A 26,204-nucleotide genomic window follows, 5' to 3' on the forward strand; every position below is an offset into this window, starting at 1 on the left:
ATTCGCACTTCTGTTCTATACTTGACCCATGGCCGGCAGCACCGATTCGCACCTCGCCCGCCGCGGCGAGATCGTGGAGCGGTGCGCCGAGATCGATCGCCGGATCGCCGCGCTGGAGGCGGAGAAGGCAGGGCTGCTCGGGGAGCGAGTGCAACTGCTGCTCGACGAGGCGCCGCCGGGATCCGACGGGTTCGAGTCGGCGGAACGCTCCATGTTCGCGGAGGTGTCGGCAGGGCTGCGCATCTCGCGCGCCGCAGCGGCCAGGGCTCTCGCGACGGGCTGGTCGCTGAACGACCGGTTCCCCACGACGCGGGCGGCGCTCGCGGCCGGCGAGATCTCGCTCCGGCACGCGGTCGTGATCGTGCAGGCGGCAGCGCCGCTGGAGACCACCGACCTCGATGCGCACCGGCGGTTCGAGGAGCTCGTCGTGCCCTACGCGACTGCCGAGACCGCGCCCCGCGCAGAGGCGTTCGCGAAGTCCGCGGCCGCCGCGGTCGCGCCGCAGAGCGTGACCGAACGTCACCGTCGCGCCCGAGGCGACCGGCAGGTGCGGGTCACCGACGTCGACGACGGCATGTCCTGGCTGGGGATCCTGATGCCCGCGCCGCTCGCGCATGCCGCCCATGATCGGCTGACGGCGATCGCTCGGCAGATCCGCATGACGGGCGCCGCAGAGGTGTCCGGCGCGTTTCACGGCCCAAGGGCCCCGCAGCCGGGGCAGGAGCTCACCGACGAAGACTGGCGGCGGCTCGAGCTGTTCGCGTCGATGGCGGACGATCTGCAGGAGCCGGCCGCGGATCCCCGCTCGCTCGACGAGATCCGGGCCGACATCGCGGCCGACCTGCTGCTCGCCGCCGACACCGACCGGATGCGGGAGAGCGGGCTCGACAGCATCCGCGGCAGCGTCCAGGTCACGATCGCCGGTTCGACCCTGGCCGGCGCCGATGACCGCCCGGCCGAGCTCGACGGGCACGGCCCGATCGATGTCGACCTCGCCCGCCTCCTCGCTGCGTCCGCCGAGGTGTGGGATCGGCTCTTCCTGGATCCGCGGGGCATGCTGACCCGCACCGACACCTATGCCCCGACCGAGCGGATGCGCCGGCACCTGCGCGCGCGGGACCAGCACTGCCGCTTCCCGGGCTGCCGGATGCCGGCTCGTCCCTGCGAGATCGACCACAACGAGGACCACGCCCGCGGCGGGCCGACCGACCTCGGCAATCTGGCCTGCCTCTGTCGCGGTCATCACGCCCTGAAGCACCCCGACCTGGACGATCGATGGCGCTGGTCCGTGATCCAGCGTCCCGGCGGCGTCCTCGAATGGATCCACCCCGACGGACGCAGCTACATCGATCAGCCGGTACCTCGCGTGCAGTTCGCCTGACGGTCGGATCCGGTCGCCCGCCCGTGCTCTCCCCGGATGCTTCGCCGACCGTCGGATCCGGTCTCCCGCCCGTCCGTCGCCGCCCCGGGTTACGATCGAGACGCGGGCGCACCGCGGCGCCCGGTGAGAGGGACGCATGCACGCCACGAACGCCGCCGACGTCGCCACCAGCACCACGACTGCTGCGACTGCCGCCACCGACGAGGCGCCGACGCGCGCCGCTTCCTCCGGCGGGATCGACGCCGCCGAGTTCGCCCGGCAGACCTCGGCGATCCTGCGCTCCATCACGGAGGTGATCGACGGCAAGGACGACGCCGTGCGCAGCGCCTTGATCTGCCTGCTCGCGGAGGGGCACCTGCTCGTCGAGGACGTCCCGGGCGTCGGCAAGACCATGCTCGCCCGCGCCCTCGCCGCGAGCATCGACGCCACCGTGCGCCGGATCCAGTTCACCCCGGATCTGCTCCCCGGGGACGTCACGGGCGTCAGTGTGTACAACCCGGTCGCCCAGGAGTTCGAGTTCAAGCCCGGCGCCGTGTTCGCGCACATCGTCATCGCCGACGAGATCAACCGCTCCTCCCCCAAGACCCAGTCGGCCCTGCTCGAGGCGATGGAGGAGCACCAGGTCACCGTCGACGGGCACTCGCGACCGCTGCCGGATCCCTTCCTCGTCGTCGCCACGCAGAACCCCCTGGAGATGGAGGGCACCTACGCCCTGCCGGAGGCCCAGCGCGACCGCTTCATGATGCGCATCTCGATGGGCTATCCGGACGCCGCGTCCGAGACCCTGATGCTGCGCCAGCGCGACACCGTCAACCCGCTGGACGCGATCCGGCCGGTGCTGGCCGCGACCGATGTGCGCGCGCTGATCACCTGGGCGCGCGCCGTGCACGTCGCCCCGGCGCTCGAGGAGTATGCGGTGGCGCTGTCCCAGGCGACGCGGAGCGATCCGAACCTGCACCTGGGCGCGAGCCCGCGGGCCACTCTGCAGCTCGTCCGGGCCGCGAAGGTGCAGGCGGCCCTGGACGGGCGCGACTACGTCATCCCCGACGACCTCACCGCACTGCTGCCCGAGGTCTTCGCGCACCGGCTGATCGCCGCCCGCGGGCTGCACCGGGCCGGCGCCCGCCCGATCGAAGCGGCACTCGAGGGGATCGTGCGACGGATCCCGGTGCCGGTCGGCCTGTCACGGTGAACCGGCGGGAGCGGCCGCGGCGCGCGGCGGATCCACCCGGCCGGCGGATGACCGGCCGCGGCGTGAGCACGCTCCTGGCAGGCGTCATGCTCGTGATCGGCGCGAACGTGCTCGCCGCCCCCGCACTGCTGGCCGTCGCCGTGCTGCTGTTCAGCCTGCTCGTGCTCGCCGCTCTGTTCGTCTTCGCCCCACGGCGACGCGCACGGGTGAACCGCACCGTCGCGGCCGACCTGCTGACCGTCGGCGACGACACGACGGTGCGGATGCGGGTCGACGTGCGCACCCTGCTGCGCGCACCCGCGGGCCGCTGGCGCGACGCTCTGCCGCGCGCCGTGCACGGCTCCGCGTCGGGAGCGTTCCCCGCCGAGGACGCGGAGAGCGTCCCCGGCGGCGCCACGATGACGATGGTGTACCCGATCTCGGGGGCGCGCCGCGGGCTCGCCTCGCTCGGGCCGCTCCAGCTCAGCACCACCGACCCCTTCGGCCTGTTCGCCCGCACCGACGAGCTCGGCGATGTGACACCGATCACGATCGTGCCGGCGGTGCTGCCCCTGCCTCGGCTCGCCGACCGCACCGGCCGCGCGGGCGGCACCGCGCAGACCTCCTCGCACCGCCTCGGCCAGGGGTCGGACAACCTGTCGCCGCGCCGGTACGTCCCGGGCGACTCGATGCGCCGCATCCACTGGCGCGCCACGGCGCATCGCGGCGATCTCATGGTGCGCCAGGAGGAGCAGGAGTCCAGCCCTGACGCCCTCGTCGTGCTGGACCGCGCCGGGACGCGCTGGCAGACCGCCGACGGCGACACCGACCTGGAGGGCTTCGACCGCGCCGTCACCGCCTGCGCCTCGATCGCCGTGCACCTCGTGGATCAGGGGTTCGCCGTCGATGTGGTCGACGCGACGGGGGTGCTCATCGGACGGCTGCGCGGCGCGGAGGACGAGCGCGACGGCCTGCTGGTCGTGCTGGCGGGCACGTCGCCGCGCACCGGGGAGCGGGACCACGGTCTCCCGGCCGCCGCCGAGGGGCACACCGTCGGTCCCCTCGTCGTCATCACCGGCGCGATCGACGCCGCCGACGCCGGATCGCTGCCGCACGGCGGCGCCGGCACGCCGATCCTGCTGGCGACCGCGCCCACGACCGACGCGCTGTCCGCGGCGGGGAACCACGGCTGGCACACAGCCGTCCTGGGTGACGATCCCGCGGACGCCTGGGCCGACGCGGGTGCGACGGATCCCGGATCCGCCACCGGATCCGCCACCGCCACCGTGACACCGGAGCCGTCGCATGCCCGCTGACACCAGCGCCTACGCGGGCCCGCCGCGACCGCCGCGCGCCGAGGCGGGGCCGGTCGCCGCCGCCGTGCTCACCGCGCTGGGCCTGCTCGCCGCGGTGTGGCCGCTGACCGCGGTGGTGCAGCCCGGGAGCTGGAGCAGCGGCACCGCGACCACGGGTGCCGCCGTGATCCTGACGGGCGCCGTCGTGCGGCTTCTGGGCCGGCGCGCGCCGGCGTGGGTCGCGATCCCTGCCGTCCCCGTGATGCAGCTGATCGTGGGCGCTGTCGCGCTGACGGTCTTCGCCGGACGCCAGCTGGGGAGGGGGTGGCTGCTGCCGACGCCCGAGCTGTCCCGCGCGGTCGACGCTCTCGTCTCCGCGGCGGTACGTGAGATCCAAGGGGGCGTCGCCCCTCTGGCGTCCTCCGCCGCACTCGCGGCGTCCATCGCTGCCGCCGCAGGACTCATCGCCGTCGTCCTGGATCTCGTGCTGGTGCCCTTGCGGGCGCCGATCATCGCCGCGGTCCTGGTCACAGCGCTCGGTGCGGTGCCCGCGATCATCGTGCACCACGGCCTCGACCCGGTGTGGTTCGTCGGGCTCGCCGTCGTGATCCTGCTGTTCCTGCGCGTGCGCTTCACCCCGACAGGAACCGGATGGTCCGCGCAGCCTGCAGACGACGGATCCGTCCCGCGGCGCACGAAGACGCCGGGCGACACCCCGGTGCGCACGCGGCGGCTGCCGGCCGTCGTGATCGGCGCGCTCGCGGTCGTCGGCGCGCTCGTCGTGACCCCGCTGCTGCCGCTGTCCGCCTCGGGCATCAGCGCCGGCAGCGGCACCGCGACCCTGAGCGCCACGCTGAACCTGGGGCAGGACCTGCGCCGCCCCTCCCCCGTGACGGCACTCACCCTCATCACCCAGGACGGCACGCCTCCGTACCTGCGCATCGCGACGCTCAGCCGTTTCGACGGGTCGACCTGGCAGCCGGACCACCCGTCCACCGTGCCGCTCGCGCAGGGCTTCGGCGAGGTCGCCGCGCCGCCCGGCGTCGCCGTGCATGCGACCAGGACGACGATCCGGACCGCCGGGATCGCCGGATCCTGGCTGCCGGTGCCGTATCAGGCCACCGCCGTGCGCGGCGAGGTCGGCAGCTGGAGCGCGGCTGCCGACAACCGCACCGTGATCGCGGCCAACGCCGACGCCGCAGGCCAGAACTACACGATCGACACGAAGAGCCTCGTCCCGACCGTGGGCCAGATCCGCGCCGCCACCTCGACCGGTGCCGACGCCCCGGCGGAGCTGCGGGCGCTGCCCGCCGACATGCCCGCGATCATCTCCGAAGAAGCACGGCAGGTGGTCGGGGGCGCGACCACCGACTATGACAAGCTGATCGCCCTGCAGACCTGGTTCCGCGCCGGTTTCCGCTATTCGCTGCAGACCCCCGTGGACGACCGCTTCGACGGCACCAACGTGGAAGCGGTCGCGAAGTTCCTCAGCGTTCGCGAAGGCTATTGCGTGCACTTCGCCGGGGCCTTCGCGCTCATGGCGCGTTCTCTGGGCATGCCGACGCGGATCGTCGTGGGCTACCTGCCGGGGACCGCGACCGATCGCCGCTCGGACGACGGTCGCGTCGTCTTCGAGGTGTCGACGGACCAGCTGCACTCCTGGCCGGAGGTGTATTTCGCCGGCCTCGGCTGGGTGCCGTTCGATCCGACGGCGACGCGCGGCGTGCCGACGGCGTTCGCAGAGTCCTCCGGCACGAGCGGGAACACCGGCGCCACACCCTCGGCCGGTCCGACTCCCGCCCCGACCTCGAGCGGGAACGCGAAGGATCCGAAGAACCTCGACGTGCCCGACGCCGGTGCCGCGGGTGCGGCGGGCCCGCGGCCGCTGGCCACCGCCCCGGTGCTGTGGACCGTGGCGGGCGTGCTCGCGGTGCTGCTGATCCCGGCGCTCGTCCGTCGTGTGCAGTGGCTGCGCAGGCGCACCGCCGCCGCACGCGGAGACGCGGTCGCCGCGTGGGCCGAGCTGCGCGCCACTCTGCAGGACCTGGGACTGCCCGCCCCGCCGTCGGAGTCGCCGCGCGCCCGCGGCGAGCGCCTGGTGCGGGAGCGGGGCGTGGATCCGCAGGCCGCGGACGCGCTCGTGCGGGCCATCGAGCGGAGCAGCTACGCCCCGCCCGGCTCAGGCACGGCGGCACGCGAGGACCTCCGGGCGCCGCTCGACGCCCTCCGGCGCGAACTGCGCGAGACCGTGTCCCGCCGGGACCGGCTGACCGCGGCGTTCACGCCGAGGTCCCTGCTCGGGGCGCGCCTGCTGGCGGCCTCCGCCTCCTGATCGACGGCACGGTGCGGCTTCGTCAGCGCTCCGGCGTCGTCCTCGACGCGGTGTTCCTCGAGACGGCGGTCGAAGACGGGGCCGCCGGCGACGCTCCGGCGGATCCGGATCCCGGTCGAGCCGGCTCCGGGACGCCATGACGCCCGTGCCACCAGCGCAGGACGTGATCGATGCCGAAGCCGAGGACCACCGCGAACACGACCGCGATGCCCACTCCGAGCAGCGGGTTCTCGTGCACCCACTGCCCCGCGACGAGGCCGATGGCGAGGGCGTACCCGACCCAGGTCACACAGGCGAACAGGTCGAACAGGAAGAACCGGCGGTGCGGATACCCCGTCTGTCCCGCCACGTAGTTCACCGCGACCCGCCCCCACGGGATGTACCGCGCCGTGAAGATGAGGGCGGCGCCGCGCTTGTCGAGCTCGTACCTGGCCCACTCGAACATCTTGTGCACGCGCGGTCGGCGCATCCACGCCCACCGCTCGGTGCCGATCGTTCGCCCCAGCAGGTACGCCGTGTTGTCCCCCGCCACCGCGCCGACGAGCGCGATGAGGCCGAGCACGACCAGGTTCGGCTGCCCGCTGTGCAGCGAGAGGGCGGCGAGGGCGACCAGCGCCGTCTCGCTCGGCAGGATCGTCGCGAAACCGTCGACGAAGAAGAACACCAGCAGCACCGGGAACAGCCAGAGCTGCCCCGCCGCATGCAGCAGCCAGGTGTTCAGCAGGTCCATGCGCACCACGCTACGTCCCGCACGAACCGCGGTCGTCATCCCGGAGAGTGATGTTCCGAACTGTTCACCCAGCTCGGCGTGAGCGGAAGCGACGCGTGCTCAGGCGGCGCCGGCGTGCTCCGCGCAGGGCACGGCGATGCAGGTCGGGCAGACCACCGCCTGGTGGCGGCACGACGGATCCGGGCAGTTCGCGGTGCGATTGGTGGCCGCGCCGCAGCCCGCGCACACGCCGATGACCGCGGCGTGGTCGGAGAAGTCGACGGATCCGCGACCGTCGAACACGTACAGGGATCCGTCCCACAGCCCGTCGTCGCCGAATCGCTCGCCGTAGCGGACGATCCCGCCCTCGAGCTGGTAGACCTCGCCGAACCCGCGCGCGGTCATCAGACTCGACAGCACCTCGCAGCGGATCCCGCCCGTGCAGTACGTCACGACCGGCCGCCCCTTGAGGTCGTCGTAGGCGCCGGAGTCCAGCAGGCTCACGAAGTCGCGCGTGGTCTCGACCTCGGGCACGATCGCGCCGCGGAACCGGCCGATCTGCGCCTCGAGGGCGTTGCGCCCGTCGAAGAACACCACCTCGTCGCCCCGCTCGGCCACGAGCTCGTGCAGGTCGTCCGGCGTGAGCCGCGTGCCGCCGCCGACCACGCCGTGCTCGTCGACGCGCAGCTCGTCCGGAGCGCCGAACGAGACGATCTCGTCGCGCACCTTGACGCTCAGCCTGGGGAAGTCCGCACTGTAGCCGTCGGCGTCGACCGCGGTGCCCTCGCTCCACTTCACGTCGGCGTCGCGGAAGGCCGCGTAGCCGCGGAACGACCTCAGCCACTTCTTCACGGCGGGCAGGTCGCCGCCGAGGGTGCCGTTGATGCCGTGCCGGGAGATCAGGATCCGGCCGCGCAGATGCAGCGCGTCGCACACGTCGCGCTGCCAGAGCCGGATCGCCTCGGGATCCGGCAGGGGCGCGAATGCGTAGAACAGCACGATCTTCGGGGTGGGCACCCAGAGATCCTAATTCGCCCGCGCCTCGGGTCCGTCCGTGTCGGCCCCCTTCGGGTGGACGTCGTGCGTCACGCTTCCTCGTGCGCGGCCGACGGCCGCCGCGCCCACGCCCCGGCCGACTCGCTGGACAGGGCGAGCAGTGCGAGGCACTGCAGCGATGCCGACAGCAGCGTGCCGTTGACGGCGAGCGCGGTCCGGCCGTCGAGGTAGTCGATCGCCGTCGAGAGCACGCCGATCGCGAGCAGAACCATCAGCACCGCCCGCGAGCGCCGGCCGCGGCGCAGCACCGCCCAGGCCATGAGCAGCTGCGCGACCGAGACGAGCGCCCCGAACCCGATGGCGACGAGCAGCACGGTCGCCTCGTCCGAGGGCCCGTCGGTCAGGATCCGACGGGCGTCGGGATCGGCGACCACCCCGACGACGAGGCCGACCAGATCGACGAGCGCACCCAGCACCACGACGCCCACGGCGAAGAAGGTCGCGAGCGGGGCGCGCCGGATCGACCGCTCGGCCGTGGTGCGGAGCGACTCGCCGTGGCCCTCGCGCACGCGATGCCGCGCCGGGGCCGGGCCGGAGTCCGCGGCGTGCTCGGTGCCCGCAGCCGGAACCGCCCCGGGGCCGGCGGCGAGCGAGTCCGCCTCGCCGGGCACGGACACGCGCGTCATGTCGAGGATCGGCAGGTGCCCGTCTGTGATGAAGCGGTCGCCGCCGCCGTTGCGGGAGTGGTACCCGGTGGTGAAATCGCGCAGATCGCGCACCCGCACCGCCGGATCGGCGTCGCACGCGCTCTGCACCACGAAGTCGCGCTCGATGTCGGTGTTCTCATCGATGCGGTGCGTCACCTGCAGCGTGAACAGGCTGAGCCCCACGTCCGTGTCGTAAGTGCCGGCGCCGAGCCAGTCGGCCTTGGCGCCGCCGGGCAGCAGCCAGCCGGGCGGACTGTGCCAGAACCGCACGTGGTGCCGCTGCTTCGGGTTGCCGGCGACCTCCTGCTGATACGCCACATCGTGACGACGGCCGAACAGCATCAGCGGCGACACAGGTGCCGTCGGGTAGCTGCGCCGGGTGAGCGTCGAGACGATGATCCCCCAGGTGGACGCGGCGGTGATCTCGTCGGCGCGGTGCCAGCCGGCGCGTGTCATCACCTGGTCCAGCTGCTCCGCCGTGCCGTCGACGCCGAGATTGACCGGATCCCCGAGCAGGCCGTCCGCGGTGCGGGTGCGCCCGAAGAAGTAGTCCGGCACGTAGAGATCGGACAGCAGCCGATGCAGACGCGGGAGCACCAGGTAGGCCATGATCGCCCACACCGGCACGAACAGCAGCACCGACCAGGCGTAGCGGAACGTCTGCAGCGAGATGATCACCGCGAGCCAGACGGCGGACGCCGTCCCCACAAGGAACGCGATCCGGTCGAAGATCGTGGCTGACGGCAGCGGCTGCTGCATCCGCAGCGCCCAGCGCCGCCTCGACGGGTGCTGCCGGTCTGCGTGCGCGGGATCGATGCCGGTCACGAGGATCCTCCTTCGCGGTCGTCCTCATCCTGGCACGGGCGACCGCCTTGCGCGCGGGGCCTGGTCCGGATCAGTCTTCGGGATCCGATAGACTGATCAGGTTGTCCTCCTGGTGACGTGTCCGAGCGGCCGAAGGAGCACGCTTGGAAAGCGTGTGTTGTGCAAGCAACCGCGGGTTCGAATCCCGCCGTCACCGCCAGGCAGAAGGCCCCGCCTCCCCGAGAAACACGGGGAGGCGGGGCCTTCGTCATGAGCCGGCGGCTATTCGATCAGCGCCTCCGCGACCTGGGACAGATGTCGGGCCAGCATCTCCCGCGCGGTCTCGGCCGACCCCGAGGCGATCGCCTCGACGATCTGCGCGTGCTCTTCGTCCGACGACGACTGCCTGGCCTTGGTGATGTTGAGGAAATCCGACTGAGGATCCAGCGCGTGCCGCAGCGAATCGACCATGGCCGCGAGCACCGGGTTGCCGCTCGCCTCCGCGATCAGGCGATGAAGATCCCCGTCCAGGCGGACCCACGTCCGCAGATCGGCAGCGTGACGCATCCGGTCGACGAGCGAGCGCATGCGGTCGAGCTGCTCGGGGGTTCGCCGTTCCGCGGCGTAGCCTGCGGCAGGGATCTCGATGTGCGGCCGCGCTTCGATCAGGTCGACCGCCGAATAGCCGCCGAACGTGAGCTTCGGTCGAGGGCTCTTCGCGCGGACGTATGTGCCGCTGCCGGTCAGCGTCTCGGTCAGGCCGAGGGTCGCACATGCCCCGAGCGCTTCGCGGAGGATCGCACGGCTCACCCCGAACCGCTTCGCCAGCTCGACCTCTCCGGGAAGGCGGTCCCCGACCGCCACGCCGTCGCTCGCGATGAGGGACAGCAATGCCTGGAACGTCGCCTCCGCAGCGCTCACACGCTTGATCGGGGTGACGGGAACTGCGTCGTCGAGCACGATCTCCCCCAGCTCTTCGGGAAGCCCCAGCATACCGGCGCCCCGCAGGCGCCCGAGCGGGGCTGTTGCGACCGCTCTTCGCGCACTCTAAGCTGTCCGACAGCTAGACAGAAATACCGTCAATGGTGAAGGAAAGGTTCGAGGTGACGCGGAACAACGACGTTCAGGTCGACAACGGGATGCGGGAAGCCGTCGCTGATGTGGGCGACCAGGGGTATCGGAAGGCGCTCAAGCGCCGGCACATGAACATGATCGCCATCGGCGGGTCGATCGGAACGGGCCTGTTCCTGGGCGCCAGCGGCCGCATGGAGATCGCGGGCCCGTCACTGGCGGTGGTGTACATCGTCTGCGGTCTGTTCGCCTTCATCGTCGTCAGGGCGCTCGGCGAACTGGTGATGTACCGGCCGTCTTCGGGCGCGTTCGTCTCGTACGCACGCGAGTTCATGGGCGAGAAGGGGGCCTTCACGGTCGGCTGGCTGTTCTTCCTCGACTGGGGCACGACGGTCATCGCCGACATCACCGCGATCGCTCTCTACACCCATTTCTGGTCGTTCTTCACGCCGATCCCGCAATGGGTCATCGCGCTGGTCGCGCTCCTGATCGTCATGGCGATGAACGTCACCTCGGCCGTGCTGTTCGGCGAGCTGGAGTACTGGTTCGCGCTCGTCAAGGTGGGTGCGATCGTGCTGTTCGGCATCCTCGGCGTGTTCCTCATCGTCACCCAGACCCCCATCCACGGGCACCGTCCCGGCCTCGCCATGATCGCGGACAACGGCGGTTTCTTCCCGATGGGCATCGGCGCGATGTTCGTGATCGCGCTCGGCGTCGTCTTCGCGTACGGCGGAACCGAGATGGTCGGGGTCGCCGCAGGCGAGGCCAAGGACGCGCGCTCCGTCGTCCCGCGCGCGGTCAACTCGATCATGTGGCGCATCATGCTCTTCTACGCGGGCTCAGTCGTGCTCTTCACGCTCTTGATGCCCTGGAACGCGTACAAGGCGAACGAGAGCCCCTTCGTGACGGTCATGAGCGCCATCGGCATCCCGCACGCCGGCGACATCATGAACCTCGTCGTGCTCACCGCCGCCATGTCCAGTCTGAACGCCGGCCTCTACTCCACGGGCCGCACGCTCCGCTCGCTCGCGATGGCCGGCACCGGCCCGAAGTTCGCCAAGCGGATGAACAAGGCCGGCGTGCCCTATGGCGGGATCCTGATCACCACCGGTCTGGGCGTGATCGGCGTGTTCCTGAACATGGTGGTCCCCGGACAGGTGTTCGAGATCGTGCTCAACCTCGCGGGACTCGGGATCGTCGGCGTCTGGGCGTCCATCATCGTCTGCCATTGGCTGTTCATCCGGAAGATGAAGCGGGAGGGACGGGAGCGCCCGGCATTCCGGCTTCCCTGGGCACCCGTGACCAACGGCGTCACCTTGGGCTTCCTCGCACTCGTCGTCCTGCTGATGGCCCTGGACCAGGGCGTCGGCCGCATCACGCTCATCGCGTTCGTCGCCGTGATCGTGCTGCTGGTGGTCGGCTGGTACGCAGTGCGGGGGCGGGTCGACGCGCAGGCGCTCACCACCGCGATCGAGGTGCCGGAAGGACCCACCCGCGCGGTCGTGCGGGAAGGTGCGGATGCGGATGACTGAGCCGGGACGAAGCAGCGGCGGACTCCTCCCGCTCGAGGGATCCGCGGCCGCCGGTCCGCTCGCGATCCTCTACACGGGGGGCACGTTCGGCATGCTGCCGTCAGATCGCGGCCTGGTGCCCAACCCGCGTCTGCGGAACGAGATCGAAGCGCTCATGACCGTCGTCCGCGCACGCGGAAGGCAGGCGCTCGACTGGACCTACTCCGAGACGGCGCAGGCGGTCGACAGCGCCGAGATGGACTGCGACGCGCTCGGTCGCCTGGCGGATCAGATCCGCGAGATCGTCGTCCGGGACCAACCGCGCGGGGTCGTCGTTATCCACGGCAGCGACACCCTCGCCTACAGCGCCTCCTTCGCAGCCTTCGCCCTCGCCGATCTGCCGACGCCGATCGTGTTCACCGGCTCTCAGCACCCGATCGGCTTCGAGGACACGGACGCGATCGAGAACTTCTCGCTCGCGGTCGCCTCGGCCGATGGAACCGCCTCGAGCGGCGTGCACATCGCGTTCGGCGGGTACCTCCTGCCTGCCATCCGTGCGACCAAGCGCTCGACGGAGAGTCGTCAGGCGTTCGCGGCCCCACGGCCGCTCGCGGACGACCCGATCGGAGTGGACCTGCGCGTCGCAGCGGCCCTGCGGCAGGCGGCCGGCACCTCCGCCCCCAGAACAGGGCTCGTGAAGGTCGTCCCGGGAGTGAACGCCGCGCAGCTCGCCGCCGTGATGAACGAATGCCCGACCGGGATCGTCCTCGAATGCTACGGATCCGGCACCGCACCGATGGCGAGCGGCGGGCTCGGCGCCGCGATCCACGCGGCGACCGAGCGGGGCACGGTCGTGCTCGCGGTGACGCAGTGCGAGGACGGGCCCGTGACGCTCGACCGCTACGCGGTCGGATCCGCGCTGGCCGAGGCCGGCGCGATCGGGGCCGGCGACATGACGAGCGAAGCCGCACTCGGAAAGCTGGGCGCGCTGGCGCGTGCCGGGTTCACCGGCGCCGAGCTCAGCGACCTTCTCGGGATGAACCTGCTCGGGGAGCGCCGAGGATGAGACGCCCCGCGGCGGGGCCGGACGGTCATGCGCGACCGTCGGTCTCGGCGCGAGGGAGCAGACGCGGTGTGCGGCGGACGGGATGTCGGGGGATCTCCCGCCCGCCGCGCACCGCCATCGCCCCGGGCCGCGGATCCGCCGCAGGTCCTCAGCTCTCCGGACCGGGGATCCGGATGCCGTAGGTCGTGCTGCCCTCCCCCGTGGCGAACTGCGTGAACCCGAGCCGCTCGTAGAACGCGCCGGCCGCGGCGTTGTCCGCGTTCATGGAGAGGTGCAGCGCCGGCACGCCTCGGCGCCCGAGTTCGGCGAGCAGCGTGTCGATCAAGCGCCGACCGAGGCCCTGTCCCTGGGTCTCCGGCAGCAGGTCGATGTGCAGGTGCGCCGGGTAGTCGCGCGCGATCGCGTCACCGCGGGGCGCCTGCCGGTCGCCATAGGCGAGGAACCGATCCTGGGCGGTGGGCTCCGGTGCCCCGGAGTGACGGTAGCGGTCGCGACGCGACGGCCACCATTCGTCCCGGAACCAGGCGGCGAACGCGTTCGTGTCGTCCGTGGCGACCACGTACCCGATCACGCGACCGTCCTCGGCCTCCACCACCCAGCACAGGCCCGGATCCCGCAGCGCGTACGGCACGGCGAACAAGTCGCCCCAGAGCGCGTCGTCGGAGAGCATCCCGGTGGCGTCACCGCCCACGTCGGCCGTCTTCACGCACACGTCGTAGAGTCCGTCGACGTCTTCGGAGCGGAACGGTCGGATGCGTGCCACGGAGTGCCCTTCGATCGACGCCCTCGATCGCTGCGCGCTCGCGGGCCTGCGGATCTGCGGATCTGCTCAGCCTAGCGACGCGGATCCGGGCTCCCGTCCGCGGGCGCCTCGAGCTCACCCGGCAGCCGCACCCACCGCCACAGCACGGCGGCGACGAGGAGGGCCGCACCGGCACCGATCAGCGCGCCGCCCACGGTGTCGCTGAACCAGTGCACGCTGAGCACGGTCCGCGAGAAGCCCATCGCGATCGTCCACACGGCGCCGCCGATGGCCACCCACAGCGTCGGGAACAGCAGCCACAGCACGACCGCGAAGGTCGCGGCGTGGGCGGTGTGCCCGGAGGGGAAGGATCCGAAATCCGAGGCGATCAGGAGGTCTTGCGGCCGATCGCGCCCCAGCGCCTTCTTCACCAGCTGCACCAGGCCCGCACTGACGACGAACACGATCAGGGTGAACAGGGCGCCGCGCCACCCGCGCGCGATCCAGGCCAGCGCCGCGACCAGCAGCGGACTGAGGATGGTCGCGACCCATCCGCCGCCGAGCACGTTCATCACCAGGGCCCAGCCCGTCAGCGCCGGATTGCGCCACTCGACCATCTCGAGGTTCCACGCATCGTCCATGGTCGCGATGAGGTGCGGTGCTGTGGCGAGCACGACCGCGGTTGCCAGCGTCACCCCCACGCCGAGGAGACCGAGGATCAGAGCCAGCCGACGCGTCATCGGGCCATTCTCCCCCGGATCCGGACCCTGAGCCCGTCGAAGGGCACGGTTCCGGGCCGTGGACGCGGAGCGGGGTGCGATCGACGTGATCGCACCCCGCTCCGGACCCTCAGGCGCTCAGCCCTTCGTCGCGCCGGCCAGCAGACCGCGCACGAAGAAGCGCTGCAGCGCGAAGAACACGATCAGCGGGACGATGATCGAGATGAAGGTTCCGGCCGATTGCAGGTACCACTGGTTGCCCCAGGTGCCGGACAGCGAGTTCAGCGTCTGGGTCAGTGGCAGGGAGGATTCCGGCGCGAAAATCGTCGCCACGAGCAGGTCGTTCCACACCCACAGGAACTGGAAGATCGCGAACGACGCGATGGCCGGCATCGCGAGCGGGAGGATGATCCGGAAGAAGATCTGTCCGTGGCCCGCCCCGTCGACGCGGGCCGCCTCGACGACCTCACCGGGGATCTCCGCGATGAAGTTGTGCAGCATGAAGATCGCCAGCGGCATCGCGAAGATCGCGTGAGCGATCCACACCGTGGCGAAGCTGTGGTCGACATCACGCAGGGTGAAGCCCGGGAAGATCTGCGTCCCGAACAGCGTGAGCCCCCGCGAGAACAACGACAGCAGCGGCACCAGAGCCATCTGGATCGGCACGATCTGCAGGGCGAACACGAACACGAACACGAGGTTCTTGCCCTTGAAGTTCATCCATGCGAAGCCGTAGGCGGCGAGCGAGGCGATGAAGATCGGCACCACGGTGGCCGGGATCGTGATCGCCAGCGAGTTGATGAACGATGCTCCCAGCGTCAGCGCCGTTCCCCCCGAGGTGAGGGCGGAGGCGTAGTTGCTGAGGGTGAACGAGGGATCCACGAACACCGTCCACCATCCGGTGCTGTTCGAGTCAGCGCCCGGACGGAACGACGTGACCAGCAGGCCGAACGTCGGGATCGTCCAGAAGATCGCGATGATCACCGCCGCGATCGTGGCACCCCGTGACGTGAGCCGCTTCTGCGCAGTCGCCTCGTTGCGGCGGGTGTCGCGCTCCACCTGGCGCTTGCTGCGATTGTCGGTGACGATCGCCTGTGTCGCACTCATCAGCGGATCTCCCTCTGCTTGGCCATCTGCCGGGCGTTGTAGATGATCAGCGGCAGCACGAACAGGAACAGCACCACGGCCAGCGCCGACGAGTGACCGTAGCTCTGGAACCGCTGCTGCTGGTTGACCATCTCGAAGCCGAGCACGGTGCTGTTCGCCCGGCCGCCGGTCATCACCGCGACGATGTCGTAGACCTTGAGCGAGGCGATCGTGATCGTGGTCAGCACCACGATGAGCGACGAGCGGATCCCCGGCACAGTGACGTTGCGGAACCTCTCCCAGGCGTTCGCGCCGTCCAGCGACGCGGCCTCGATCTGTTCGGTCGGGACCGCCTTGATGGCCGCCGACAGGATCACCATCGCGAAGCCGGTCTGTGTCCAGATGAACACGATCAGCAGGCAGATGGTGTTGACGAGCGGGGTGGTGTCGAGCCAGGAGACCGGCTTGCCCCCGAACAGGGTGACGATCGCGTTGAGCAGACCGATCTGCGCGCCCTGCCGGAAGTCGTAGATGAACTTCCAGATGATGCCGGCGCCGACGAACGAGATCGCGACCGGCATGAAGACGAAGACCTTGAGGATCTTCTCGCCGCGCGCCCGGTCGATGAACACGGCGTACGCGAGCCCGAAGATGGTCGAGACGATCGGGGCGATGAGCGCCCAGATCAGCGTGTTGATGACGGACCAGAAGCCCTCCGGGTTCGTGAACACCCACTGGTAGTTCTCGAGCGCGACGAAGTCCTTGCCGGTCTTGTCGAAGAACGACTGGATGATCGTGCTCACGGCCGGGTAGATGAGTCCGAGGAGGAGCAGCAGCGTGGCGGGCGCCATGAACAGCGTGAGCTGGAACAGGTAGCCGGATCCCTCGCGCGCGCGGTAGTCGGCGAAGAACAGCAGCCCGCCGGCGACCAGCGCGATGATCATGACGTAGACGACGGCGTTCTGGTAGGGCCGCAGCATCATGAACGCCAGGACCGGGATGGCGAAGCACGCCACCAGGCGCAGCCAGAAGTAGCCCTTCCCGTGCCGCGGCGCGTACTCGATGAGCACCAGCAGCACCCCGGCGACGACGGCGAAGACGAGGAGCACGAGAGGGATCTGAAGCAGCGGGTTCAACTGGCCGAGCCAGGTGAAGAAGCTGTTCAGGGAGAAGCCGAGAGAGGTCGGCTTCGGGTTGTCCGCCGGACCACCGGCGAGGAGAGCGATGAAGACCCCGATGATCACGACGGCGCCGACGATGTAGGCGCCGACCGTGACTGATCGGGAAGCGGTCGTGCGGCCGGAGTGCACGGATTCGGTCTTGCGAGCGGATCGCGTGGTCTCGGTCGCTGTGGTTTGCGACATGTGGACCCCTTATGACGGTTCGACGGTGAACACTTCAGGACCTCCTGGAGACGACTGCGGGGCCGCCCGCGCCGGCGGACAGCCCCGCAGTCTCCCAGGTGGTACTCAGACTAGTTCTTGTAACCGGCCTGGATGTCGCTCAGCACCTGATCGGTCGGCTTGCCATCGACCCAGCTGACCATGCCCTTCCAGAACGATCCGGAGCCGACGGTGGCCGGCATCAGGTCGCTCGCGTCGAAACGCAGCGTGGTCTTGGGGTCCTGCAGCGTCTTCATCGCGTCCTGAAGGAACTGGCTGGAGGCGAGCGAGGCGTCCGCGTTCTTGTTCGCGGAGATCACGCCGCCGAGCTTGACGCGGGCGTTCGCGAACTCGGGCGAGGACATGAACTCCAGGACCTTCTTGGTCGCGGCGTTGTCGCTGAACCCGGCGACGAACTCGCCACCGCCCTCGATGGTGTTCTCACCCTCCTTCAGACCGGGGAGCACGAAGGCGTACACGTCGCCGTCGGGGGCGACCTTCGGCGCGGCCCCGGCCTTGGTCTTCACGTCGAGGAAGTTCGACGAGAGGAACGAGGCCTGGTGGGTCATGATGCAGGTGCCGTCGGCGACCTTGGCCGCGACGTCCGCGAAGGCGGTCGAGTTGATGCTCTTGACGTCGCCGAAGCCCGCGTTGACGTACTTCGGGTCGAGCAGGATCGAGCCCACGGCGTCGAAGGCCTGCTTGATCTGCGGGTCGGTGAACTTCACGTCGCCGGCGACCCACTTGTCGTAGACATCGGTGCCGCTCTGGCGCAGGACGAGGTCCTCGATCCAGTCGGTGCCCGGCCAGCCGGAAGCATCACCGGAGGCGAAGCCCGCGCACCACGGGGCGGCGCCGGTCTTCTCCTGGATCGTCTTGGTCAGTGAGAGCAGCTCGTCCCAGGTCTTCGGAACCTCGACGCCGAGCTCCTTGAACTTCGCGGGCGAGTACCAGACGTAGCCCTTGACGTTGGCGAGCATCGGGGCGGCGTAGAACTTGCCGTCGATGGTGCCGTACGTCTTCCAGTCCTTCGACCAGTTCTTGTCGACGTTGGCGGAGACCTCGGACGGCGCCTCCTTGACCTGACCCGTGCCGACCAGGCTCTTCAGCAGACCCGGCTGCGGCACGATCGCGATGTCGGGGGCGCTGCCGCCGGACACCTTGGTGACGATGTTGCCCTCGAAGCCCTTGTCGCCCGTGTAGACGACCTTGATGCCGGTGTCCTTGGTGAACTGGTCGAAAGACTTGTTCAGCAGGTCCGCCTCGGATCCCGTGATGCCGCCGGAGATCTTGACGGTCTCACCCTTGCCGGACGAATCTCCGCCGCCCGACGAGCCGCCTTCGGCGCAACCCGCGAGAGCGAGGCCGGACACCGCGATCAGCGCCAGAGGCGCGATCAGGCGACGTCGCTGAGACATTCCCATACGTTTTCTCCTTCGAATTCGCGGGGGCCATTTCCCCAACGCTGGGGGCTCCTCTCAGGAACCGCTTCCAGGCGACACTAGTGACCCTCCCGCCGGTTGCGCAACGTGGTGCGGATCACAACTGGATAACCTGAGCCGCGCGGACGCGGGAATCGTGGGAGCGCTTTCAAGGAACCGGTTCCATGCGTTCCGGGATATCGCTAGGGTGAGGGAATCGGTTTCGAGGAGGAGACGCCCGTGACGGGGATCATCGATGTGGCGCTGCGCGCGGGCGTGGCGAAATCGAGGGCCAGTCGCGCGCTCAGCGGCAACGGCTATGTGTCGGCGGAGACACGCCAGCGGGTCGTCCGCGCCGCCCGGGAGCTCGCGTACTCCGCGCATTCGAGTGCCTCGAGTCTCGCCACCGGGCGCACCTCGACGATCGGCGTCATCATGCCCATGGTGGACCGCTGGTTCTTCTCCGAGATCCTGCTCGGCATCCAGCATGCGCTGATCGCGAACGGCCTCGACCTGGGCCTGTACTGCGCGCCCGAGGGCAGCGCCGACCGGGCCCGCATGCTCGATCATGCCCTCGCCGGTCGGCGCTTCGACGGCATCATCGCGATCTGCCTGGAACCCGGTGCGCACGAGCTCGAGCGGCTCGCGGAGACCGGACTCCCCCTGGTCTCCGCCGGACCCTTCCCGGAGCTCGCGGACACCGTCACGATCGACGACGTCGCCGCCGCCAGAGTCGCCACGGAGCATCTCATCGAACTGGGGCACGAGGACATCGCGTTCCTCGGCGACGAGCGCCGCGAGGACCTGTTCAACTACGGCGAAGGTCAGCGCCACGAGGGCTACTGCCTCGCCATGTCGGCGGCGGACCTGAGTCCGCGGATCCGGGCGGTGCCGACCGGCTCGTCCATTCCCGAATCGTTCGAGACCGTCGCAGCACTGCTGGCCGACCGTCGCCATCGTCCGACCGCGATCGCGGCCGTGTGCGACGAGGCCGCGATCGGTGCGATCCTCGCCGCGCAGCGGCTGGGGATCGGGGTTCCCAGCGAACTCAGCGTGATCGGCATCGACGACCACCGCTACGCCGAGATGTTCAGCCTCACCACGATCCGGCAGAACCCGCGCGAGCAGGGCGCTGAAGCGGTCCGGCTGCTGCTCGCCCGGATGCAGGCTCCCGATGCGCCGCTGGAGCACGTGATCGCCCCCTCGACCCTCATGGCCCGGCAATCGACCGCTGCCCCGCGCCTCGCGGCCTCCCGGTGAACGCACGAAGGCCCCGGGAGAACCCGGGGCCTTCGCAGCGTCGGAACGCGAGGAGAGGCGCCGTGCGCCTCGACTCGACAGACCTTACTTGAGGGTGACCGTCGCGCCGGCCTCCTCCAGGGAAGCCTTGGCCTTCTCGGCGGTCTCCTTGTTGGCGCCCTCGAGGACGGCCTTCGGGGCACCGTCGACGACGGCCTTGGCCTCGCCGAGGCCGAGCGAGGTGAGCTCGCGGACGACCTTGATGACCTGGATCTTCTTGTCGCCGGCAGCCTCGAGGATGACGTCGAACGAGTCCTTCTCCTCCTCGGCCTCAGCGGCACCGGCGCCACCAGCGGCGCCGGCGACGGCGACGGGGGCAGCAGCGGTGACGTCGAACTTCTCCTCGAACGCCTTCACGAAGTCGCTGAGCTCGACAAGGGTCAGACCAGCGAACTGGTCCAGCAGCTCCTCAGTGGTGAGCTTCGCCATGATGTATCTCCTAGATAGATGGGGGTTTGTGGGATGAAGACCTCGAGGCTCAGGCGGCCTCGGCGGTCTCCAGCTTCTCGCGAAGAGCGTCGATGGTGGCCGCGGCCTTGCCCATCGTCGCCTTCATCATGCCCGCGGCCTTCGCCAGCAGAACCTCGCGGCTCTCCAGGGAGGCGTACTTGTTGACCTCGTCGGCACTCAGGGCGTTGCCCTCGAAGATGCCGCCCTTGATCACGAGAAGCGGGTTGGCCTTGGCGAAGTCACGCAGAGCCTTGGCGGTGGCGACGAAGTCACCGTGCACGAACGCGACGGCCGACGGACCCTTGAGGTCGTCGTCCAGCGCCGTGATCCCCGCGTTGTTCGCGGCGATCTTGGTCAGCGTGTTCTTCACCACGGCGTAGCTCGCGTCCTGACGGATGCTGTTGCGCAGCTGCTTCAGCTGGGCAACCGTCAGACCGCGGTACTCGGTCAGCAGAACGGCGTTCGAGTCCTCGAAATTCTTCGTGAGCTCGGCGACCGATGCATCCTTCTGCGCCATGGTCACTCCTTGATGAGTACGGGATGCTCCACGGCGGTGGAGCACCGGCCTCGACCGCCGCGCTCTGCAGGCAAACAAAAACGCTCCGGCGCAAGCGCACGGAGCGGGATCCAGGATCTGGAGATCGTTCGTGTCACCTGCGCGGGCCTCTGCCGTACGGATCCGGGGATCCGGCAGTGCTTCGATCGTCCCGTGCTCGCGCACACGACGATGACCAGCGGTCTTCGGTTACCCCCAGACTACGGCATCGGCGCCCTCCCCCCAAATCGGGCCGCGCGATCGGCCCTGGCCTGTCCGGCGCATCGGCGTGCCCGGCACGTCGGCGTCGGCGTGCGGAGGTAGCCTCGATGGGTGACCCCGGAACTCGAAGCGCGCATCGTCGCCGACTCGCGTGACCGGGTCGCATGGCTGCGCGCACGAGCTCGCGGCATCACCGCGACCGACGTCGCCGGGCTCACCAGCGAGACCTCGATCGCCCGCGCCGCCGACGCCAAGCTCGGCGCCGGTCCGCGTTTCGGCGGCAACGCCTATACCGATCACGGGCGCCGGCGCGAGCCCGAGATCGCCGCCTGGGTCGCCGCCACCCACGGCATCATGCCGTCGTCCGCGCTGTTCCGCGCCGAGGTCGAGGCGCGGCACCTGGCGACGCCGGACGGCATCATGCAGGACCCGACCGGCCGGATCACCCTCGCCGAGATCAAGACCACCAACAAGTCGTGGCGCCAGATCCCGCGCACGTACCTGCGCCAGGTGTGGTGGCAGCAGCATGTGCTCGGCGCCGAGCGCACTCTGTTCGTTTGGGAGGAGCACGACGACTTCCGCCCGGTGCACGACGAGCCGCACTGCGTCTGGATCGATCGCGATGAGCGCGAGATCGAGAACCTGGTGCGCCTCGCCACCCGGCTCATCGACGAGCTCTACCACCGCACGACCGGCCGCACTCCCCCGTCGCGCACGCAGGTCGTCGCCGAGAGCCGTCGCGATGCGCTGCGCGAGCGCGACATGTTCCGCGCGCTCGCCCTCGCGGACTGATCCAGCGAGCCGCCGGGTCTCAGGCGGTCAGCGGCACTGAGGGTTGGCTCCGAGCGCGCCCGTGGTCAACGTCTTGGTGAGGCTCGCCGACTTCCAATTCGTCCCCACCTGATCGGTGACGGTGAAGGTGACCGTGCTGCCCAGAATATTGTTGAGGATCCCGCCGAGCAGCCCTTGGTTGAGGACCATCGTGTGCGTGTACGGACCCGTGCCTATGGAGCTGAAGGTGCCCACGTAGTTCGACGGGTTGGCCGTCAGCGTCGAGATCGGCGCCGTCGTCGGTGACAGGGGGTACGCCGACTGCCAGGTCACCGTGACCTCCGTCAGGATTCCGGCGGCCTTCGTCACCGTGCAGGTCATGTTGGTCGGGTTCGACAGCCTTCCGGCCGTGATCGTGCCGCTCGCGGCGTATTCCGAATCCGTGTACGACGCATCGGTCAGCGCCGGCCGGTGCCAGAACAGCGCTGCCGCGCACGCGGCCACGACGAGTGCACCGAGGACGGAGCGGCGCCACGGCGCTCGCAACGCGGAGGTCATGAGCCCTCCCTCCCGCGGCGGCGCCCGATCAGCTGCAGCAGCGTCGCAGCCGAGAGCAGGACTCCTCCGCCGACGACCGCGGGAAGCGGCACGGTTCCGCCGGTCGGCGGCAGCTGCGCGCCGGGTCCGGCCTGGATCCGATCGCCGAGCCCGTCCGCGTGCACGCGGATCTGCGTCGCTCCCGTGCCGCCGCCTGCCGCGAGCCGCACGTCCAGCCGCACGTGCGCCACGTCGTCCGAGGACATCGCGTCGAGCGCGACGGTCCGACCGTCGCGTGGCACATCCCATGCCCTGCGCAGCACCCGAGTGGCGCCGGCGCACGCGTCCCCCTGCCAGGCGACGGCGCAGAGGCGGACGTCCGCGGAGACCGCGGCGTCTCCCGTGGCGCTGACGCCGACCCGCACGGTTCCGGGGCTCGGCGCGGCGGCGCTGATCTCGAGGTCCCAGCGCACACCGGCACCCGGCCCCATCGCGGCCGCAGCTGCCCAGTCGGCGCTCGACACGATGCGGACGTAGCGGCCCTGCACGACCTGGGTCGCCGGATCCGCGTCGGCCGCGGGCGCCCCGACGACCAGCAGCAGCGCCGACAAGAGGGCTGCCGTCACCCACCGAACCCGCGGGTCACGGCGACTCATGGGTCTCCCGACGGGGCCCGGGAGCCTCCGCCTCGTCCTCGGACGCACGACGGCGCGGCCAGAACGCCCACACCACCAGGACGGCGACGCCGATCGTGATCCCGCCGAGCACGAAGGGATTGCCGAACGCCACGATGACCGGCGCGAGACCGGGGATCGCGAAGCGCACGATCCGCACGGTCGAGACCGGATAGGGGGCCACATCGTCCTGCGCGTTCGCGTCGCCTCGCAGCGTCAGGAGGCGCTCACCGGACGTGGATCCGTCCGCGATCGCTCGCACGCGGTGCGTCACCGGAAGCTCCCCCGGGCGATCCACGGTCACCACGTCGCCGACATGCACCTGTGATGCGGGGATCTGCTGCACGATCGCGACGGATCCGGTCGGGATCGTCGGTGCCATGGAACCGGTGCGGAACATGATGAGCGTGATGTGCGCAGCGAAGGCCAGGATCACGAGCACGATGCAGACGAGGCCCGCCAGCGCCGCGATCCAGAGCAGGACCTCGCTGAGCACTCCCCGGACGGAGCCGCGACGCCGCCTGCCGTCGTCCGCGCCCGGCCCGGTGTCGCGGGCCTCCTCGGTGGCGATGCGGTCCGTGACCGGCGGCTCATCGCGATGCGTGGCCGTCGCCGCCTGGTCGCGCGCGGCACGGCGAGTGGTCGGCTGCGTCGTCTCGGTCATGCTGTCCTTCTCTCGGTGTGAACGGCGGCGGATGTGCGGTGATGGATCGGGGAGCTGCAGGTCGTTGCGGAGGGATCAGCCCGACGTCGCAACGAGCTGCCAGGTCTGGCTGAGCGCCAGGCCCTGCATGCCGTTCGACGCCGCGACCGGCAGCGAGATGGCGAAGCAGTAGTACACCGGGGTGCGGTCGGCGGCGAGCGTCTGCGACACGACGGCCGAGGTCCCGAGGGTCGAGCCGTCCGGGATCACCGACGCGCCGCCGGCGTAACCGGTGGCGCTGCACTGACCCATGGCGCTCACGGTCCTCACGCCGTATCGGAGGTCCGACAGGCCGCCGCTCGGCGTTCCCGCGGAGACCAGGACGTGCACCGCGATCGAGCCGCTCGTCGCTCGCACGGCGAACGCGGCGTACGACGTGCCGCCCGGAACAGCCCGGTCACCGCGGGGCTGAAGCTCAGCGCCGCGGCGCTCGTGCTGGTGTGCTTCGCGTAGTTCGTCCCGTCCAGCGAGCCTTCGATGCCGAACCTCGCCGCCGTGAACGTGCCGTTCGCGTACTCCGCGTCGTTCCAGCTCGCCAGTGTCGAGGTCGCGCCCGTGCCGAGCACGAGCCCGCCGGCGAGCAGGGCCCGGATCCGAAGCAGTCGGATGCTCCGCTCGCCGGCGGGCCGTGCGGCCCGCCTCCCCCCGCTGGCCCGCATCACGGGTCAGTTCGAGGTCGCGGTGAACTTCCAGACCGCCGTTCCGGCGCCGCCCTGCTGCAGCACCGCCTGGGTTCCGGCCGTCGCGACGAAGCAGAGCTTCTGCGCGACGCCGGCCGTGGTCGGCGGCGTGCCCTTGGCGAGCGAGAACGTGGTCGCTCCGGTGGCGGTGCTGAGGTTCGCTCCTGAGAGGATGAGGGTGCCGGTCGTGGCCACGTTCACGTCGCACGCGGTGGCGCTGGGGATCGTGTAGACCTTGTACGAGATGGCGGACGCGTTCACGCCCGTGCCGGACGTTGCGTCGAGCGCGGGGGTGACCGTCGCCGGGTTGGTCGTGTTCTTGTCGAGCTGCAGCCAGTACGGCGCGTACACGCTGTCACCCGGCGTGAGGTTGCTGAAGTTCGCGGTGAACGTGAGGCCCGCCCCGGGCGCGGTGGCGTGATCGGCGTAGGTGGTGCCGTCGGTCGAGCCCTGGAGGTTGAACGAGCCGGCGGTGAAGGTGCCGGTCGCGTACTCGGAGTCGTTCCAGGCGGCGAGCGTGATGGCGGCGCCGACGCCGAGGACGAGACCGCCGGCCAAGACGGCCAGGACCTTGCGGCGAGTGCGGGTGGTGCGTGTCACGGTGGTCATGAGGAATCCTTTGAATCGGCTGGGATCTTTATGTCCATGGCGGATTCCGGAATACCGGTTGACAAGACCACTGAACGGGTCTTCAGGCTTCCTTCACACAACCTTGAGGAGCGACCGCCCCGTACGGGCAGAACCGCCCCTCTGCGCCCTATTCCGCGGGAGCGAGCGCGATCACCGGCGTCAGGGCTCCCCGGCTCACCGTGATGGCGGGGCCGGCCGCATCGACGAGCACGCCGTCCAGTCCCGGCTGCTGGACCATGACCGCGCCGATCTGCTCTGCGGAGAACGGCAGCGGCTGGTCTCCCCGGCCGAGCGCGATCACCTCGAGCGGGTGACTGAACAGCTGCAAGAACCGCCGCCCGTCGGGCGTGTGCGCCTCGGCGACGCCGTACTGACCATCGCCGTCCACATCGCTCACGGCCACCCACAGCCGCGCCGTGGTGAGGGCCTCCGCCACGCGCGCCTCGGAGTCCGCGGCGCGCGGCGTCGCGAGCAGCGACTTGACGGCGAAAGTCGGATCCGCCTCCTCCAGCGCCTTCTGCAGGATCTCGGAGGGGAACACGACACGGTGCGGCTCGGAGGCGTTGTCGATGATCAGGCCGGCGAACGGCCCCTGCACGACGTTCTGGTAGACGGCCTGGACCGGCTGCACGACCGCGGACGTCTCGGACGGGTCCTCATCGCCCTGCTGCACGGAGTCGCGCACCGCGGCCGCGGAGCTGAATGCCAGCATGAACGAGTTCTCCCCGTCGTTCACCACGGCGACGGCGAGCGGCTTGCCCTCCCTGATCTGCTCGCTGGCATCCCCGCTGACACGGAGGAAGAGGTTGCCCTGCAGCGACTGGCGGAGCACGCCGAGCAGCTCGGCCTGGCTCGGGTCGGACCCGAGCATGGCGAGCGCCTCGCGCAGCAGCACGTTGTCGGGCATGCCCGGGATCGACTCGGTCTGCTCCGGCGGGTCCGCGGGAGCGAGCGGGAGCGGCGGGCGGCCGGACGATGCCGGGGCGGACGGGGTCGGGGCGGGCGCCGCCGGCACCTCGTCCATACCGGGATCGATCAGGTCGTGGCCGGCCTCGGGGGCGGGAGCAGGCGCCGCGACCTCCGGGCCGGCCGGTGCTCCGAGCCCGCGGAACGCCTGCACGGAGACGTTCACCACGGGGGCCGCGTCGGCGGCCGTGTCCGCGGCGGTGTCGACGCCGGCGTCCGTGGTCGTATCGGGAGCAGCCTCCGTGGCGGCCTCCTCGGCTGCGGCGGGAGCGGACTCCGGCGTGACGAAGTCGTCCTGCTTGTTACGGCGCGAGAAAAGGCCCATGGGCCCAGCCTAACCGCGC

The 26,204-nt window shown here is 70.4% G+C and carries 26 protein-coding genes and 1 tRNA gene; 9 read left to right on the forward strand and 18 right to left on the reverse strand.

Annotated features, from left to right (window positions below; all coding sequences use genetic code 11):
• Window positions 1-28 precede the first annotated feature (28 nt).
• From ACYQ1L_RS15170 to ACYQ1L_RS15185, 4 genes are all read left to right on the forward strand, one after another.
• Window positions 29-1,381, forward strand: coding sequence for an HNH endonuclease signature motif containing protein (locus ACYQ1L_RS15170; protein WP_460004891.1), 1,353 nt, complete (start codon window positions 29-31; stop codon window positions 1,379-1,381).
• Window positions 1,382-1,517: 136 nt separating this feature from the next.
• Window positions 1,518-2,573 (forward strand): AAA family ATPase, encoded by a 1,056-nt coding sequence (locus ACYQ1L_RS15175; RefSeq protein WP_460004892.1) that lies wholly within the window; start codon window positions 1,518-1,520, stop codon window positions 2,571-2,573.
• A gap of 62 nt (window positions 2,574-2,635) precedes the next feature.
• Window positions 2,636-3,868 (forward strand): DUF58 domain-containing protein, encoded by a 1,233-nt coding sequence (locus tag ACYQ1L_RS15180; RefSeq protein ID WP_460004893.1) that lies wholly within the window; start codon window positions 2,636-2,638, stop codon window positions 3,866-3,868.
• Window positions 3,858-6,179: a transglutaminase TgpA family protein gene (locus ACYQ1L_RS15185; protein ID WP_460004894.1), complete on the forward strand. Its 2,322-nt coding sequence runs from the start codon at window positions 3,858-3,860 to the stop codon at window positions 6,177-6,179. The genes ACYQ1L_RS15180 and ACYQ1L_RS15185 overlap by 11 nt, the downstream gene beginning before the upstream one ends.
• A gap of 22 nt (window positions 6,180-6,201) precedes the next feature.
• On the opposite strand, the gene ACYQ1L_RS15190 is transcribed toward ACYQ1L_RS15185, so the two are convergent.
• The 3 genes from ACYQ1L_RS15190 to ACYQ1L_RS15200 form a co-directional block, all read right to left on the reverse strand.
• Window positions 6,202-6,909 carry a DedA family protein gene (locus ACYQ1L_RS15190; protein ID WP_460004895.1) on the reverse strand — a complete coding sequence of 236 codons (708 nt, stop codon included), beginning with the start codon at window positions 6,907-6,909 and terminating at the stop codon, window positions 6,202-6,204.
• A gap of 99 nt (window positions 6,910-7,008) precedes the next feature.
• Window positions 7,009-7,905 carry an oxygen-dependent tRNA uridine(34) hydroxylase TrhO gene (trhO, locus tag ACYQ1L_RS15195; RefSeq protein ID WP_460004896.1) on the reverse strand — a complete coding sequence of 299 codons (897 nt, stop codon included), beginning with the start codon at window positions 7,903-7,905 and terminating at the stop codon, window positions 7,009-7,011.
• Between the two features lie 68 nt (window positions 7,906-7,973).
• Window positions 7,974-9,416 (reverse strand): LssY C-terminal domain-containing protein, encoded by a 1,443-nt coding sequence (locus tag ACYQ1L_RS15200; RefSeq protein ID WP_460004897.1) that lies wholly within the window; start codon window positions 9,414-9,416, stop codon window positions 7,974-7,976.
• Window positions 9,417-9,527: 111 nt separating this feature from the next.
• Here ACYQ1L_RS15200 and ACYQ1L_RS15205 point away from each other — a divergent pair.
• Window positions 9,528-9,615: transfer RNA gene (locus tag ACYQ1L_RS15205), tRNA-Ser, on the forward strand.
• 62 nt (window positions 9,616-9,677) lie between these two features.
• On the opposite strand, the gene ACYQ1L_RS15210 is transcribed toward ACYQ1L_RS15205, so the two are convergent.
• Complete coding sequence (locus tag ACYQ1L_RS15210; RefSeq protein ID WP_460004898.1) at window positions 9,678-10,388, reverse strand: FadR/GntR family transcriptional regulator; 711 nt, start codon at window positions 10,386-10,388, stop codon at window positions 9,678-9,680.
• A 110-nt stretch (window positions 10,389-10,498) separates the two neighbouring features.
• Between ACYQ1L_RS15210 and ACYQ1L_RS15215 the strand changes: the two genes are divergently transcribed.
• Both ACYQ1L_RS15215 and ACYQ1L_RS15220 read left to right on the forward strand, forming a co-directional pair.
• Entirely contained in the window at window positions 10,499-11,998 is a 1,500-nt protein-coding gene (locus ACYQ1L_RS15215) for an amino acid permease (RefSeq protein WP_460004899.1), read from the forward strand.
• Window positions 11,991-13,043, forward strand: coding sequence for an asparaginase domain-containing protein (locus tag ACYQ1L_RS15220; RefSeq protein WP_460004900.1), 1,053 nt, complete (start codon window positions 11,991-11,993; stop codon window positions 13,041-13,043). The genes ACYQ1L_RS15215 and ACYQ1L_RS15220 overlap by 8 nt, the downstream gene beginning before the upstream one ends.
• 148 nt (window positions 13,044-13,191) lie before the next feature.
• Here the strand turns inward: ACYQ1L_RS15220 and ACYQ1L_RS15225 are convergent, their stop codons facing one another.
• The 5 genes from ACYQ1L_RS15225 to ACYQ1L_RS15245 all read right to left on the reverse strand — a co-directional run bounded on the left by ACYQ1L_RS15225 (window position 13,192) and on the right by ACYQ1L_RS15245 (window position 18,396).
• Complete coding sequence (locus ACYQ1L_RS15225) at window positions 13,192-13,806, reverse strand: GNAT family N-acetyltransferase (protein ID WP_460004901.1); 615 nt, start codon at window positions 13,804-13,806, stop codon at window positions 13,192-13,194.
• Window positions 13,807-13,877: 71 nt separating this feature from the next.
• Window positions 13,878-14,525, reverse strand: a complete 648-nt coding sequence (locus tag ACYQ1L_RS15230; RefSeq protein WP_460004902.1) for a phosphatase PAP2 family protein — start codon at window positions 14,523-14,525, stop codon at window positions 13,878-13,880.
• Between the two features lie 117 nt (window positions 14,526-14,642).
• Complete coding sequence (locus tag ACYQ1L_RS15235) at window positions 14,643-15,611, reverse strand: carbohydrate ABC transporter permease (protein WP_460004903.1); 969 nt, start codon at window positions 15,609-15,611, stop codon at window positions 14,643-14,645.
• Window positions 15,611-16,954: a carbohydrate ABC transporter permease gene (locus tag ACYQ1L_RS15240; RefSeq protein ID WP_460004904.1), complete on the reverse strand. Its 1,344-nt coding sequence runs from the start codon at window positions 16,952-16,954 to the stop codon at window positions 15,611-15,613. Before ACYQ1L_RS15240 ends, ACYQ1L_RS15235 begins: the two co-directional genes overlap by 1 nt.
• A gap of 110 nt (window positions 16,955-17,064) precedes the next feature.
• Window positions 17,065-18,396: an ABC transporter substrate-binding protein gene (locus ACYQ1L_RS15245; RefSeq protein ID WP_460004905.1), complete on the reverse strand. Its 1,332-nt coding sequence runs from the start codon at window positions 18,394-18,396 to the stop codon at window positions 17,065-17,067.
• Window positions 18,397-18,633: 237 nt separating this feature from the next.
• Here ACYQ1L_RS15245 and ACYQ1L_RS15250 point away from each other — a divergent pair, with 237 nt between their 5' ends.
• Complete coding sequence (locus tag ACYQ1L_RS15250) at window positions 18,634-19,653, forward strand: LacI family DNA-binding transcriptional regulator (RefSeq protein WP_460004906.1); 1,020 nt, start codon at window positions 18,634-18,636, stop codon at window positions 19,651-19,653.
• 84 nt (window positions 19,654-19,737) lie between these two features.
• Here the strand turns inward: ACYQ1L_RS15250 and rplL are convergent, their stop codons facing one another.
• Window positions 19,738-20,121, reverse strand: a complete 384-nt coding sequence (gene rplL, locus ACYQ1L_RS15255; RefSeq protein ID WP_159575208.1) for a 50S ribosomal protein L7/L12 — start codon at window positions 20,119-20,121, stop codon at window positions 19,738-19,740.
• A 49-nt stretch (window positions 20,122-20,170) separates the two neighbouring features.
• Window positions 20,171-20,659 carry a 50S ribosomal protein L10 gene (gene rplJ / locus ACYQ1L_RS15260; RefSeq protein ID WP_105686198.1) on the reverse strand — a complete coding sequence of 163 codons (489 nt, stop codon included), beginning with the start codon at window positions 20,657-20,659 and terminating at the stop codon, window positions 20,171-20,173.
• Between the two features lie 351 nt (window positions 20,660-21,010).
• Between rplJ and ACYQ1L_RS15265 the strand changes: the two genes are divergently transcribed.
• A complete protein-coding gene (locus ACYQ1L_RS15265; protein WP_460004907.1) occupies window positions 21,011-21,691 on the forward strand; it encodes a YqaJ viral recombinase family protein in 681 nt (226 codons plus the stop codon).
• Between the two features lie 27 nt (window positions 21,692-21,718).
• Here the strand turns inward: ACYQ1L_RS15265 and ACYQ1L_RS15270 are convergent, their stop codons facing one another.
• From ACYQ1L_RS15270 to ACYQ1L_RS15300, 7 genes are all read right to left on the reverse strand, one after another.
• Window positions 21,719-22,228, reverse strand: coding sequence for a hypothetical protein (locus ACYQ1L_RS15270; RefSeq protein WP_460004908.1), 510 nt, complete (start codon window positions 22,226-22,228; stop codon window positions 21,719-21,721).
• Window positions 22,225-22,833, reverse strand: coding sequence for a hypothetical protein (locus ACYQ1L_RS15275; protein ID WP_460004909.1), 609 nt, complete (start codon window positions 22,831-22,833; stop codon window positions 22,225-22,227). Before ACYQ1L_RS15275 ends, ACYQ1L_RS15270 begins: the two co-directional genes overlap by 4 nt.
• Before the next feature lie 16 nt (window positions 22,834-22,849).
• The gene (locus ACYQ1L_RS15280; RefSeq protein ID WP_460004910.1) at window positions 22,850-23,545 is read right to left on the reverse strand and encodes a signal peptidase I; all 696 of its coding nucleotides are present in this window, start codon (window positions 23,543-23,545) and stop codon (window positions 22,850-22,852) included.
• Between the two features lie 75 nt (window positions 23,546-23,620).
• Window positions 23,621-23,836, reverse strand: a complete 216-nt coding sequence (locus tag ACYQ1L_RS15285) for a hypothetical protein (protein WP_460004911.1) — start codon at window positions 23,834-23,836, stop codon at window positions 23,621-23,623.
• Between the two features lie 14 nt (window positions 23,837-23,850).
• Window positions 23,851-24,243, reverse strand: coding sequence for a SipW-dependent-type signal peptide-containing protein (locus tag ACYQ1L_RS15290; protein WP_460004912.1), 393 nt, complete (start codon window positions 24,241-24,243; stop codon window positions 23,851-23,853).
• Window positions 24,244-24,249: 6 nt separating this feature from the next.
• Window positions 24,250-24,873, reverse strand: coding sequence for a SipW-dependent-type signal peptide-containing protein (locus ACYQ1L_RS15295; RefSeq protein ID WP_460004913.1), 624 nt, complete (start codon window positions 24,871-24,873; stop codon window positions 24,250-24,252).
• A 148-nt stretch (window positions 24,874-25,021) separates the two neighbouring features.
• Window positions 25,022-26,185, reverse strand: coding sequence for an SseB family protein (locus ACYQ1L_RS15300; protein WP_460004914.1), 1,164 nt, complete (start codon window positions 26,183-26,185; stop codon window positions 25,022-25,024).
• Window positions 26,186-26,204 lie beyond the last annotated feature (19 nt).

Source organism: Microbacterium xylanilyticum (genome assembly GCF_054654695.1).